Genomic DNA, 12,888 nt, shown 5'->3' with positions numbered 1-12,888 from the left:
ACCGGCGCAAACGTTCGTCGTTGCCGTCGGTGGACCTTAGGGGTGGGTCGCCACGAGGATCAGGGGAGCGCCGGGGGCGCGCCGGTGTCGCCACTGGGCATCGACTCCCTACGCTGGCGTCGTGACACTGATCGCGACCCAGTCGCTCACCAAGACGTACGGAGGTCGAGTCACCGCGCTCACCGACCTCACCGTCGCCGTCGAGCCCGGGATCATCGGCCTGGTGGGCGCGAACGGCGCCGGCAAATCCACCTTGATCAAGATCCTGCTCGGCCTGATCCCCCCGACAAGTGGCCAGGTCTCGGTGCTCGGCATCGACCCGACCGCCGAACCGGCAGCGGTCCGTGCCCGCGTCGGCTACATGCCCGAGCACGACTGCCTCCCACCGGACCTGTCCGCCGCCGAGCTGGTCACCCACCTCGGTCGGATGAGCGGTCTGCCGCGCACGGCGGCCCGTGAGCGCGCCTCGGAGGCGCTGCGCCACGTCGGGCTCTACGAGGAGCGCTACCGCCCGGTCGGCGGCTACTCCACGGGCATGAAGCAGCGGGTCAAGCTGGCCCAGGCGCTTGTGCACGACCCCGACCTGCTGCTGCTCGACGAGCCGACCAACGGGCTGGACCCGGCCGGCCGGGACGCCATGCTGGCGCTGGTGCACCGGATCGGCACCGAGTTCGGCATCTCCGTGCTGGTGTGCTCACACCTGCTGGGCGAGGTCGAGCGGATCTGCGACACGCTGATCGCCATCGACGGCGGCAAACTGCTGCGCGCCGACCACATCTCCGCGATGACCACGGCCACCGACGTGCTGGCCGTCGAGGTCAGCGAGGGCACCGAGGAGCTGGCCGCCCGGCTCGCAGAGCTGAAGCTGCCGGTGGCGCGGGACGGGCGGCTGCTGCTCGTACCGCTCGCCGACGACAGCACCTACGACCTGATCCTCGGCGCGGTCGCCGAACTGGACCTGCCTCTGCATCGGCTGGACCAGCGCCGGCACCGGGTGGCCGAACTCTTCGCCGCGAGGGAACTCACCCATGTCTGAGCTGTCATCCGCCGCCGTGCGGCCCGCGCCGACAGGCGTCATCCACGACATCGGCTACCAGCGCTACGAGGGCCCACGGTTGGGCCGCCGGCACGTCTTCGGCGCGCTCTACCTGCACGGGCTGCGTACGATCTTCGGGTTCGGACGCAGCGCCAAGGCCAAGATCTTCCCGTGGCTGGTGGTCGGCATCGTGACAGTGGTCGCGGCGGCCCTGGCGGCAGTACGCAGCCAGCTCGGCGAGCCGGTCGCCACGTACGCCCAGTTCGCCGACGCGATGAGCTGGCTGGTGCTGTTCTTCGTCGCGGTGGCCGCGCCGGAGTTGGTCTCCCGGGACCTGCGCAGCGGTGTGCTGCCGCTGTACTTCTCCCGACCGCTGCCCCGCGCCGACTACGCGCTCGCCAAGTTGCTGGCGCTTGTCACCGGCCTCTGGCTGCTGCTCGGTGGGCCGCAGTTGGTGATGTTCCTGGGTGCCGCGTTCACCACCAAGGACGGGCTGCACGGGGTCTGGAACGAGCTGCTCGACCTGCTTCCCGGTCTGCTCTACGCCGGGCTGTGGGCGGTGGTCTTCGCCTCGGTGGGGCTGCTCGTCGCGTCGCTTACCGGCAAGCGCGCTTTCGCCGCAGGCGGCGTGGTCGCGGTCTTCCTGATGACCACCCCGATCGTCGGGGTGCTGAGCATCCTGCCGTCGCATACGGCCAACCAGCTGGCCGGGCTGGCCTCACCCAGCACGCTGGTGCAGGGAGTGGGCATCTGGTCGCTCGGTGACCTGCTGGTCGAGGGCGATCCGGGCGAGATGATGATCGGCGGCTTCGGCCCGGTCTACGCCCTGGTCGCGGTGCTGCTGGTCGCCGGCGCGACCGCCCTCCTGCTGGCCCGCTACCGGAAGGTCGCCTCCTGATGAGCACGCTGAGCCTGACCGGGGTGTCCCGGTGGTACGGCAACGTGGTCGCCGTCAACGACATCAGCATGGCCCTCGGGCCGGGCGTGACAGGTCTGCTCGGCCCGAACGGCGCCGGCAAGACCACGCTGCTGCACATGATGGCCGGGTTCCTCGCCCCGTCGCGCGGCACGGTGACCCTCGACGACGAGCCGACCTGGCGCAACCCCGACGTCTACCGCCGGCTGGGGCTGGTCAGCGAGCGGGAGGCGGTGCAGAGCTTCCTCACCGCGTACGAGTTCGTGCTCGCCAGCGCGAAGCTGCACCGGTTGGCCGACCCGGCGGCGGCGGCCCGACGGGCCATCGACCTGGTGGAGTTGGAGTCGGCGCAGGACCGCCGGATCGGCACGTACTCCAAGGGCATGCGTCAGCGCGCCCGGGTCGCGGCCGCGCTCGTGCACGACCCGCAGGTGCTGCTGCTCGACGAGCCGTTCAACGGCATGGACCCACGTCAGCGGCTGCACATGATGGATCTGCTGCACTCCCTCGGCGACGACGGCCGGACGATCCTGTTCAGCTCGCACATCCTGGAGGAGGTCGAGCAGGTCTCCGGCACGGTGCAGGTGATGGTGGCCGGTCGACTGGCGGCCTCCGGTGACTTCCGGACCATCCGCCGGCTGATGACCAACCGTCCGCACGTCTTCGCGGTGCGCTCCACCGACGACCGGGCGCTGGCCGTCGCCCTGATCGCCGAGGCGTCGGTGAGCGGCGTCGAGCTGGACCGCACCGGCCTGACCGTGCGCGCCGGCGACTACGGCGCCTTCACCCGGGCGCTGCCCCGGATCGCCCTGAGCCAGGGCATCCGGGTGCGCCAGCTGGTGCCGTCCGACGAGTCCCTGGAGAGCGTCTTCTCCTACCTGGTGGAGGCCTGAGATGTCGACCATTACCTGGATCACCGCGCGCGGGCTGTTCGGCCGGCGCCGGTTCCTGCTGCTGCTCCCGCTGCCGTTGGTGCTGCTCGGGCTGGCCATCCTCTGCCGGTCGCTGAACGTGGACCCGGGCCAGTGGGGGCCGCCGGTGCTTGTCGGCCTCGGCCTGGCGGTGGTGCTGCCGGTGGTGGCGTTGATCATCGGCACCGGCGTGCTGGGCGCGGAGATCGACGACGGCACGGTGGTGCACATCCTGACCAAGCCGCTGCCGCGCTGGCAGATCATCCTGCCCAAGCTCGCGGTCTCCGCCGGGGTCACCGCGGCCACCGTGGCGGTGCCGCTCTACGTCGCGGGCGTGCTTGCCGATTCGGTACGCCTCGGTCTGGCGCTGGCGTTCGCGGCGGCGCTCGGCGCGCTTGCGTACTCGGCGCTGTTCCTCGCGCTCAGCCTGGTCACCAGGCGGCCGGTACTGCTCGGCCTGGTCTACGTGCTGATCTGGGAGGGGCTGCTGGGCAACTTCGTCAGCGGAACGAAGGTGCTCTCCATCCAGCAGTACGTGATCGCCCTCGCCGACCGGCTCGCCCCCAGCGGGCTGCTGGAGACCACCGTCTCGGTGCCTGTGGCGTCCGTGATGACCGTGCTGATCAGTGTCGGCTTCACCGTGCTGGCGATCGACCGCCTGCGCTCGTTCAGCGTGGCCGGCGAGACGAGCTGACGCCGGTGCGGAGTAGGGGTCCGGCCAGCCTCCGGCGACGGGTAGGGCTGGCCGGATGGACCGGACGGGGGGCCAGGGCACACGCTCGTGGGTGTGAGTGTCGAAGCGGAGTGGACGTCGTTGGCTGAGCCGTACTCCCGGAGTAGCCGGCCGTGGCTCACGAGCCTGGCGGTCGCCGGGCTGGCGTGCGCGACGGTCGCGACGGCCGCCCAGGGCAGCGGCCGGTTCCACTGGTGGGCCGGCTTCATCCTGATCCCGGCCGCGTTGATCGCGGCAAGCGGCGGGCCGTTACTGGCCCGCGGCGGCGGTCGGGCCTTCGCCGGGTACGTCATCGCCTGCGTCGGCACGCTGGTGTTCGTGGTGGGTGCCCTGCTGATGTTCGGGGCGATGGGCAAGGGCTGGCCGCTGCTCGTGGGTCTGCCGTGCCTGGCGGTCGCCGGCACGTACGGCTGGCGGGCCGCCCACCCGCTGGCTCGTGGCCTGCACCGGGCGGTGGCGCTGCTCGCGCTCACCGGCGCGCTGCTCGGCGCGACCCTGCAACTGATCCACATCCGTCTGATCCACCTGGAGACGGGCTGGTGGGGCGTGTTCCTGATGCTGGCCGGCGCGATCGTGCTGGGCAACGCGGGCGAGCTGACCCGGCACCGGATGCCGTACCGGCTTCAGGCGATCACCCTGCTGGTCGGCCCGGCCGTGGCGGCCATCCTGCTCGGCCTGCGCTTCCTGCGCGGCTGGTGAGCGACGGGTCCGCCGCCGCCCCCGGGGGGGTGGGCGGCGGCGGACAGTCGTCCGGACGGGTGCCGGGCGGCGGTGGACGCCGGTCAGAAGGCGCAGGCGATGACGAGTTCCGGGGTGCGGTCCGGGAGCAGGTCGAGCTTGCCGATCCGGCCGGCCGCGCGCAGGTCGTCAGCGACCAGGGTGAGCTGCTCCAGCAGCGCCGCCGGGCCCAGCGCCTCGGCGAGCGGCACCTCCGCCTTCATGGACAGCTTCCGCTCCGACTTGGCCCGCCGCACCTGGCCCAACGCGTCACCCGCGAGTCGCAGCAGCGCCGGCTCGCCCGTCCCCTCGATCGTCCGGGCCACCTCGTAGGTGGTGGGCCAGGGCGCGCTGTGCACCGACCCGTACCGCCACCACGACCAGATCTCCTCCGTGACGTACGGCAGCACCGGGGCGAACAGCCGCAGCTGCACCGACAGCGCGCTGGCCAGCGCGGCCCGCGCCGAGTCGGCCGCCGCTCCGGTGCCGTACGCCCGTTCCTTGACCAACTCGATGTAGTCGTCGCAGAAGCGCCAGAAGAACGCCTCGGTGGCCTGCAACGCGGCGGTGTGGTCGTAGGAGTCGAAGGCGGTGCTCGCGGCGCTGACCACGGTGCCCAGCTCGGCTAGCATGGCCCGGTCCAGAGGGGCGGTCGCCACCGCGCGCAACGCGTCCCCGGCGCCCAGGCCGAGGGCGAACTTCGTCGCGTTGAGCAGCTTGGTGGCCAGCCGCCGGCCGACCTTGATCTGCGCCGGGTCGAAGGCCAGGTCCATGCCGGGCTTGCCGCTGGCCGCCCAGTAGCGCACCGCGTCCGAGCCGTGCTGCTCCAGCAGCGCCAACGGGGTGACCACGTTGCCCTTGGACTTGGCCATCTTCTTGTGGTCCGGGTCGAGGATCCAACCCGAGAGCACGGTGTCCCGCCAGGGCAGCACCCCGTGCTCGAAGTGCGACCGGACCACGGTGTCGAACAGCCAGGTCCGGATGATCTCCTGCCCCTGCGGGCGCAGGTCCATCGGGAAGACCCGCGCGAACAGGTCCGGGTCGGTCTCCCAGCCGCCGACGATCTGCGGAGTCAACGACGAGGTCGCCCAGGTGTCCAGCACGTCCGGGTCGCCGAGGAAACCGCCCGGCCGGCCGCGCTGCGACTCGTCGAAACCGGGCGCCGGATCACTCGATGGATCGACTGGCAGCGCGGACTCGTCGGGCGTGAGAGGGTGGGTCCAGTCCGGCTCGCCAGCGTCGTCGAGCCGGTACCACACAGGCACCGGCACCCCGAAGAAGCGCTGCCGACTGACCAGCCAGTCGCCGGTCAGGCCGCCCACCCAGTTGTCGTAGCGGTGCTTCATGTGCGCCGGCACCCAGTGCAGCTCCGCGCCCCGGGCCAGCAGCGTCGCCCGCAGGTCGGCGTCCCGCCCGCCGTTGCGCAGATACCACTGTCGGGTCGAGACGATCTCCAGTGGGCGATCGCCGCGTTCGTAGAACTTCACCGGATGGGTGATCGGGCGTGGCTCACCGATCAGGTCACCCGCGTCGGCGAGCATGCCGACGACCTCCCGGCGTGCGCCGTTGACGCTCTGCCCGGCCAGTGCCGCGTACGGCGCGGCCGGCACCCCGGCCGGCGGCTCGGGCAGCAGCCGGCCGTCGCGGCCGACGACCACCCGCGTGTCGAGGTCGAGATCCCGCCACCAGGTCACGTCGCTCAGGTCGCCGAACGTGCAGACCATGGCGACGCCGGTGCCCTTCGCGGGATCGGCGAGCGGATGGGCGCGCACCGGCACCTCGACGCCGAACAGCGGGCTGCGCACCGTCGTGCCCACCAGGTCGGCGTACCGCTCGTCGTCGGGGTGGCAGACCAGCGCCACACAGGCCGGCAACAGCTCCGGCCGGGTGGTGTCGATCAGCACCTCGCGCCCGCCCGGCCCGGTGAACCGCAGCCGGTGGTAGGCGCCGGGGCGTTCCCGGTCCTCCAGCTCGGCCTGGGCGACGGCGGTGGCGAAGCCGACGTCCCACAGCGTCGGCGCCTCCGCCTGGTACGCCTCACCGCGGCGCAGGTTGCGCAGGAACGCCCGCTGGCTGGTGGCGCGGGCCACCCGACCGATGGTCGTGTACGTCAGGGACCAGTCCACCGAGAGCCCGAGCCGCCGCCAGAGGGCCTCGAAGACCTGCTCGTCGGCGACCGTCAGCAGCTCGCACAGCTCGATGAAGTTGCGCCGCGAGATCGGCGTGGGGTCGCGGCGCGCGGCCTCGTCGACAGGGGTGGTCGGGGGCCGCCACACCGGGTCGTACGCCAGCGCCGGATCGCAGCGCACCCCGTACACGTTCTGCACCCGACGCTCGGTGGGCAGGCCGTTGTCGTCCCAGCCGATCGGGTAGAAGACGGCCTTGCCGCGCGTCCGCTGATAGCGGGCGATGGTGTCGGTGTGCGTGTACGAGAAGACGTGCCCCATGTGCAGCTCGCCCGATACGGTCGGCGGCGGGGTGTCGATGGAGTACACGTCGCCCCGCTGTCTCGCGCGGTCGAACGCGTACGTGCCGTCCTCCTGCCAGCGGCGCGCCCAGCGCTCCTCGAGCCCGTCCAGACTCGGACGCTCGGGAACGCCGGCGCGGGCCGTCCTCGCCGTATCGGTCATCTGCCGATCGTAGGCACCACCAGGGGGTCGAGCCACGGAGTTGCGTATCGCCGGCTTACACGAGCGAGTCGCGCCACTGCCGGTGCAGGGCCGCGTAGCGACCGTCGGTGGCGGCCAGGACGGCGGGTGGCCCGTCCTCGACGACCTGCCCGCCGTCGAGGACGAGCACCCGGTCGGCGGTCTCCACGGTGGACAGCCGGTGTGCGATCACCAGCGCGGTACGGTCCCGCAGGATGGTGCCGAGCGCCCGCTGCACCAGCCGTTCCGTCGGGACGTCCAGTGACGACGTCGCCTCGTCGAGGATCAGCACTGTCGGGTCGGCCAGGAACGCCCGGGCGAACGCGACCAGTTGCCGCTGCCCGGCGGAGAGCCGGCCGCCGCGCCTGTGCACCTGCGTCGCGTACCCGTCGGGCAGCGCGGCGATGAACTCGTGCGCGCCGATCGCCTGGGCGGCGGCCCGCACCTCGGCGTCGTCGGCGTCCGGCCGGCCGAACCTGATGTTCTCCGCCACCGTGCCGCTGAACAGGTGGTTCTCCTGGGTCACCAGCACCACCGCACGGCGCAGGTCGGCGTCGGCCACCTCGCGTAGGTCGATTCCGTCCAGCAGGACGCTGCCGGCGTCCGGGTCGTGGAACCGGGCGACCAGCTTGGCGATCGTCGACTTGCCCGCGCCGGTCGGCCCGATCAGCGCCACCGTCTGCCCGGCCGGCACCTCAAGGTCCAGCTCGGCGAGGATGGGCGTGTCGGCGCGATAGCCGAAGGAGACGCCCCGGAAGGTCAGCTCACCGTGACCGGGGCCGGTCGGCAGCGGCGCCGGCCGGGCGGGCTCGGCCACTGCGGGCCGCTCGTCGAGCACCCCGGCTAGCTTCTCCAGCGCCGCCGTAGCCGACTGCAACGAGTTGTAGAACTGGCTCAGCTCCTGCATCGGTTCGAAGAAGCGGCGCAGGTAGAGGAGGAACGCGGCGAGCACCCCGATCTCGGTCCGCCCGCCGAGCACCCGCCAGCCGCCGTAACAGAGCACGACCGCGACCGTGACGTTGCCGATCAGTTTGATCGCCGGCGAGTACGTGGCGATCAGCCGGAACGCGTGCAGGCTGCTCTGCCGGTAGTCGTCCCCGAGCGCCACGAAGATCCGCTGGTTGCGGGGTTCCCGGCGGAACGTCTGCACGGCCCGGATGCCGCGCATCGACTCGACGAAGTGCACGATGACAAGCGCGACGGCCTCCCGGGTCAGCCGGTACGCGCTCGCCGACGCTCGAGCGAACCAGCGGGAGAGCCAGAACAGGAACGGGAACGCGAACAGCGTCACCGCGGCCAGCGGCAGGTCCAGCCAGAGCAGGATGCCGGCCACCGACAGGATCGACAGCGCGGCCAGAACCAGGCTGTCGATCCCACCGTCGGCCAGCTCGGCGATCGAGTCCAGGTCGCTGGTGAGCCGGGACACCATCCGACCGGACGTGTACCGCTCGTGGAAGCCGACCGACAGCCGCAGGAAGTGCCCGAACACCCGCTGCCGCAGGTCCAGGAGGACGGCCTGGCCGATCCGGGCGGAGAGGGCGAGGAAACCGCGGCGGGCCGCGTACTCGGTCAGGGCGGCCACGCCGAACGCCCCGGCGACGGCGACCAGCGGGGTGGCGTTCCCGGCGCGTAGCGGCGCGATGGCGCGGTCGATGCCGACCATGACCAGGTACGGGCCGGCCATCGCGGCGGCGTTCTGCGCCAGCAGCAGACCGACGGCCGCGGCGAGCCGACGCCGGTGCGGGCGCAGCAGATCGGCCAGCAGGGCCCGGCTGTGCCGGCGTAGCCGGGCCACCGCCTCCGGCGTGGTCTCCTCGGCTCGACTCCGGTCGGCCTCCGGGTCGGTGGCCGTTCCCCGCCAGCGGGTCAGCTCCTGTTCTTCTTCGCCAGGAGGGTCGACCTGCTCTGCGGGGCTCACGAGCGCACCAGCCCCCAGTCGTCCGGGGTGGACGCGCCGGGCTTCGCCGTCCCGGTGCGCCCCGGTTCCGTGTCGGCGGCTCCGGAGGGCGGCGGCTCGGCGGCTCCGGCTGAATACGCGGGCGGCTCGGCGGCGAGTAACGCCCGGTAGGCGGGCACGCTGGCCAGCAGTTCCGAGTGCCGGCCGATCGCGGCGATCCGTCCACCGTCGAGCAGGGCGACGCGGTCGGCCAGCGCGATCGTCGACGGCCGGTGCACCACCAGCAACGCGGTGCTGGCCCGCAGGACCTGCCGCAGCGCCGCCTCGACCAGCGCCTCGGTGTGCACGTCGAGGGCGGACAGCGGATCGTCGAGCACCAGCAGCGCCGGGCGGCCGAGCACCGCCCGCGCCAGCGCCAACCGCTGCCGCTGACCACCGGAGAGGGACAACCCCTGCTCACCCACGCGGGTCGCCAGACCCCACGGCAGGTCGTACGCGAAGTCGGCCTGGGCCAGCGCGAGGGCCGCGTGGACCTCGTCGTCGTCGGCGTCCGGGCGACCGAGGGTGAGGTTCTCCCGTACCGACATGGAGAAGAGCGTGGGCTCCTCGAACGCCATCCCGACCAGCCGGCGCAGCGAGGCCAGCCGCAGTTCGCGCAGGTCGTGCCCATCCAGGGTGATCCGGCCGCCGGTCACCTCGTGCAGCCGGGGCACCAGGGAGAGCAGCGTGCTCTTGCCGCAGCCGGTGGCCCCGACCAGGGCCAGGGTCTCGCCCGGCTCGATGGTCAGGTCGATCCCGTGCAGGACGGCGGCTGTGGCGCCCGGGTAACGGAAGTCGACCAGTTCGAAGCGGAGCCGGCCGTGGACCGCGTCGCGGGCCAGCGTTCGCGCGTCGGGAGCGTCCACGATCTGCGGCGGAGTGTCCAGCACCTCCTGGATGCGGTCCGCGGCGGTGGCCGCCTCCTGACCGTTGGCGATGATCCAGCCCAGCGACTGCACCGGCCAGATGAGCATCAGTTGGAGGCTGGCGAACGCCACCAGTTCGCCGATGGTGAGCACGCCCTGCGCGGCGGCGGCCGCCCCGGCCACCAGCACCACACCCAGGGTCACGTTGGGCACCAGGTCGAGCAGCGCCGAGCTGTTGGCCAGCAGTCGGCCCTTGCCCACAGCGGTGTCGTGCAGCGTCCGCGCCCCAGCGGCGAAGCGGGCCGCCAACTCGGGCCCCCGGCCGTACGCCTTCATGGTGCGCAGGCCCTGCGCGGTCTCCTCGACCAGGGTCGCCACGTCGCCCTGCTGGTCCTGCATCCGGCGGGACGCGGTGTGGTAGTGCCGGCCGAAGCGGCGGGTGATCAGCAGCAGGGGCACGGCGCTGGCCGCGACCAGCAGCCCGAGCACCGCGTGCAGATGGACCAGCAGCACTACCACCACCACGTAGGTGGTCAGGTTGAGCACCAGGAAGAAGACGCCGAACGAGAGAAACCGACGGAGCACCGACAGGTCACTGGTGATCCGGGAGAGCAGTTGGCCGGACTGCCAGCGGTCGTGGAAGCTGGCCGGCAGCCGTTGCAGGTGCGCGTAGACGTCGGCGCGCAGCGCCGCCTCCATGCCCACCGACGAGGAGGACTGCACCCATCGGCGGATGAAGATGAGCACCGCCTCGGCCACGCCGAGCAGCAGCGCCAGGCCACCGAGCTGGAGCAGGCCGGCGGGCTCGTGGCGGGCCACCGGCCCGTCCACCACCCGCTGCACCACAAGCGGTACGGCGATCCCCGCGGCCGTGCCGGCGAGCCCCGCGACCAGCAACCAGGCGAACTCGACGGCGTACGGGCGCAGGTAGCGTCGCAGCCGCCAGAGGTTGTGCACGGGGTGGCGGCCCGCGGCGACCGGGGCGGCCCGGTCGCCGTCGCTCTCCACAGGCACTACCCGACGGTAGCGTCAATAGGTGTCGATGCTGCTGTCAGCTTGCTGTCAACCGCCGCTCATGACCGAGAAGCCACTTCTTCACGTCCAGCCCCCAGCGGTAGCCGCCGAGCGTGCCGTCGGTGCGCAGCACCCGGTGGCAGGGCACGAAGAGCGCCGCCGCGTTGCGGGCGCAGGCCGCCGCCGCGGCGCGCACCGCCGGTGGCCGGCCAGCCAGCGCCGCGTACCCGGTGTAGGTGACCGGGGTGCCCGCCGGAACGTCCCGCAGCACCTGCCAGGCGTGCGCCATGAACTCGCCGCTGGTGTGCTGCCGTACCGGCACCGCGTCGATGGCGGTGAGGTCGCCGTCCAGATAGGACCGGGCGGCAGTGCTGGCCGGCCCGAGGTCGGCGCGTTGCCGCAGCGGCGCCCGCAGGGTCGGGTGGATCAGGGGCAGCAGCGCCGCCGGGTCGGGTGTGAAACCGGCCGCCAGGACCTCGCCGTCCGGGCCGGCGAGGATGCTCAGCGGGCCGGTCGGGGTGGTCAGCACGGTGCTGTCGATGCTCATGCCGCTCTCCAGAGTCTGATCGTGGCGTAGGACCGCCAGGGGCGCCACCGTTCGGCGTGCGCGGTGAGGGTCGTGTCGGGCAGGCCGAGCGCGGCTGCGCCACGGCGGATCGCGAGGTCGGTGTCGAGGAGCACGTCCGGGTCGCCGAGAGCGCGCATGGCGAGGTAGTTGGCGGTCCACGGACCGATGCCGGGCAGCGCGAGCAGCCGCCGGACGGTCTCCTCCCGGTCACCCCCCGGCGCCAGGTCGACTGTCCCGTCCGCCACGGCGAGGGCAAGCCCCCGAATGGTCTCCCGCCGCCGAACCGGCATCCCGAACGCGGAGTCCGGCAACCCCAGAACCTCCTCCGGGCTGAGAAACCCCCGCAGACCATCGCGTTGATCATGAGGTTGACCTGGGGCTCGATCTCCGTCGACCTCGTCAACCTCATGATCAACGGGGTGGGTCAGGAGGCGGGTGAGGGTGGTTCTCGCGGACGTTGCCGAGACCTGTTGGCCTATGACGGCTCGTACCGCCATTTCGAAGCCGTCTACCGCGCGGGGAACCCGGATGCCGGGCTCGGCGGCCACCACCGGGGCCAGCGCCGGGTCCGCCGCGAGCGTGGCGTCGACCGCTACCGGGTCCGCGTCCAGATCGAGCAGGCGTCGGCAGCGGGCCACCGCCGGCGCGAGGTCGCGCAGGTCGGCCAGGCGCAGCGTCGCAACCACGTGCCCGTCCGCCGGGGTCAGCGCCACCTGGCCGACACCGTGTGGCAACCGCAACCCCCGGTGGTACGTCCCGTCGCGCACCTCCTCCACCCCGGGCAGCGCGCGCAGCGCGAGGAAGTCCAGGAGCGCCCGGGCGTGCAGCGGCGGACGGTACGCCAGCCGGAGCGTGATCGTTCCCGCCCCGACCGCCGCCAGGTGCCGACCACGGGCCGTACGCAGCTCCGACGGTGCGCTCGCGTACACCTCCCGGACCGTGTCGTTGAACTGCCGCACGCTGCCGAAGCCGGCGGCGAACGCGATCTCGGCCATGCCGAGGCCTGTCGTCTCGATCAGGATCCGGGCGGTCTGCGCCCGCTGGGCCCGGGCCAGCGCGAGCGGCCCGGCACCCATCTCGGCGCGCAGCATCCGGTGCAGGTGCCGTTCGGTGTAGCCGAGGCGGGCGGCCAGCCCCGGTACGCCGTCCCGGTCGACCACCCCGTCGGCGATCAGTCGCATCGCTCGGCCGACCACGTCGGCGCGGACGTCCCACTGCGGCGAGCCGGGTGCGGCGTCCGGCCGGCAGCGGCGGCAGGCACGCAACCCGGCGCCCTGTGCGGCGGCGGCCGACGGGAAGAACCGGACGTTGCGCCGCTTGGGCGTGGTCGCCGGGCAGGACGGCCGGCAGTAGATCCCCGTCGACGTCACGCCGGTGTAGAACCAGCCGTCGAACCGCTGGTCACGGCTGTCCACCGCTCGGTAGCACCGTTCGAAGTCCATCTCCACGTCACCTATGGTGCCCCGCTGGTCGGGCCCTCGGCTGGCGGGAATCGGACCTGGGCGTGCGCGGCCTACCGCCTGACGGTTCGCGAGGTCGGCGC

General features: G+C 72.6%; 10 protein-coding genes. 5 read left to right on the top strand and 5 right to left on the bottom strand.

Annotated features, from left to right (window positions below; all coding sequences use genetic code 11):
- Positions 1-121 precede the first annotated feature (121 nt).
- The 5 genes from AB0K10_RS05575 to AB0K10_RS05555 all read left to right on the top strand — a co-directional run bounded on the left by AB0K10_RS05575 (position 122) and on the right by AB0K10_RS05555 (position 4,295).
- Positions 122-1,036, top strand: coding sequence for an ABC transporter ATP-binding protein (locus tag AB0K10_RS05575; RefSeq protein WP_363680259.1), 915 nt, complete (start codon positions 122-124; stop codon positions 1,034-1,036).
- Complete coding sequence (locus tag AB0K10_RS05570) at positions 1,029-1,934, top strand: ABC transporter permease (protein WP_363680257.1); 906 nt, start codon at positions 1,029-1,031, stop codon at positions 1,932-1,934. The genes AB0K10_RS05575 and AB0K10_RS05570 overlap by 8 nt, the downstream gene beginning before the upstream one ends.
- Positions 1,934-2,845 (top strand): ABC transporter ATP-binding protein, encoded by a 912-nt coding sequence (locus AB0K10_RS05565; protein ID WP_363680255.1) that lies wholly within the window; start codon positions 1,934-1,936, stop codon positions 2,843-2,845. The genes AB0K10_RS05570 and AB0K10_RS05565 overlap by 1 nt, the downstream gene beginning before the upstream one ends.
- 1 nt (position 2,846) lies before the next feature.
- The gene (locus AB0K10_RS05560) at positions 2,847-3,557 is read left to right on the top strand and encodes an ABC transporter permease subunit (RefSeq protein ID WP_363680253.1); all 711 of its coding nucleotides are present in this window, start codon (positions 2,847-2,849) and stop codon (positions 3,555-3,557) included.
- 93 nt (positions 3,558-3,650) lie between these two features.
- A complete protein-coding gene (locus AB0K10_RS05555) occupies positions 3,651-4,295 on the top strand; it encodes a hypothetical protein (protein WP_363680251.1) in 645 nt (214 codons plus the stop codon).
- 83 nt (positions 4,296-4,378) lie between these two features.
- On the opposite strand, the gene valS is transcribed toward AB0K10_RS05555, so the two are convergent.
- The 5 genes from valS to AB0K10_RS05530 are packed head-to-tail and all read right to left on the bottom strand — an operon-like array spanning position 4,379 to position 12,793.
- On the bottom strand, positions 4,379-6,943 hold the full coding sequence (gene valS / locus AB0K10_RS05550; RefSeq protein ID WP_363680249.1) for a valine--tRNA ligase: 2,565 nt from the start codon (positions 6,941-6,943) through the stop codon (positions 4,379-4,381).
- Positions 6,944-6,998: 55 nt separating this feature from the next.
- Positions 6,999-8,879, bottom strand: coding sequence for an ABC transporter ATP-binding protein (locus AB0K10_RS05545; RefSeq protein WP_363680247.1), 1,881 nt, complete (start codon positions 8,877-8,879; stop codon positions 6,999-7,001).
- On the bottom strand, positions 8,876-10,777 hold the full coding sequence (locus tag AB0K10_RS05540; protein WP_363680245.1) for an ABC transporter ATP-binding protein: 1,902 nt from the start codon (positions 10,775-10,777) through the stop codon (positions 8,876-8,878). The genes AB0K10_RS05545 and AB0K10_RS05540 overlap by 4 nt, the downstream gene beginning before the upstream one ends.
- A gap of 37 nt (positions 10,778-10,814) precedes the next feature.
- Complete coding sequence (locus tag AB0K10_RS05535; protein ID WP_363680243.1) at positions 10,815-11,324, bottom strand: methylated-DNA--[protein]-cysteine S-methyltransferase; 510 nt, start codon at positions 11,322-11,324, stop codon at positions 10,815-10,817.
- A complete protein-coding gene (locus AB0K10_RS05530) occupies positions 11,321-12,793 on the bottom strand; it encodes an AlkA N-terminal domain-containing protein (protein WP_363680241.1) in 1,473 nt (490 codons plus the stop codon). Before AB0K10_RS05530 ends, AB0K10_RS05535 begins: the two co-directional genes overlap by 4 nt.
- Positions 12,794-12,888: the final 95 nt, after the last annotated feature.

It is taken from the genome of Micromonospora sp. NPDC049274 (assembly GCF_040678875.1).
In the GTDB taxonomy this organism is placed as follows: domain Bacteria; phylum Actinomycetota; class Actinomycetes; order Mycobacteriales; family Micromonosporaceae; genus Micromonospora.
This window is presented reverse-complemented; position numbering and strand designations above follow the sequence as displayed.

What these genes read in the sequence shown, in the direction of transcription:
- AB0K10_RS05570 (WP_363680257.1), top strand. Translation starts at nt 1,029, where the DNA reads ATGTCTGAGCTGTCATCCGCCGCCGTGCGGCCCGCGCCGACAGGCGTC.
- AB0K10_RS05565 (WP_363680255.1), top strand. Translation starts at nt 1,934, where the DNA reads ATGAGCACGCTGAGCCTGACCGGGGTGTCCCGGTGGTACGGCAACGTG.
- AB0K10_RS05560 (WP_363680253.1), top strand. Translation starts at nt 2,847, where the DNA reads ATGTCGACCATTACCTGGATCACCGCGCGCGGGCTGTTCGGCCGGCGC.
- valS (WP_363680249.1), bottom strand. Translation starts at nt 6,943, where the DNA reads ATGACCGATACGGCGAGGACGGCCCGCGCCGGCGTTCCCGAGCGTCCG.
- AB0K10_RS05535 (WP_363680243.1), bottom strand. Translation starts at nt 11,324, where the DNA reads ATGAGCATCGACAGCACCGTGCTGACCACCCCGACCGGCCCGCTGAGC.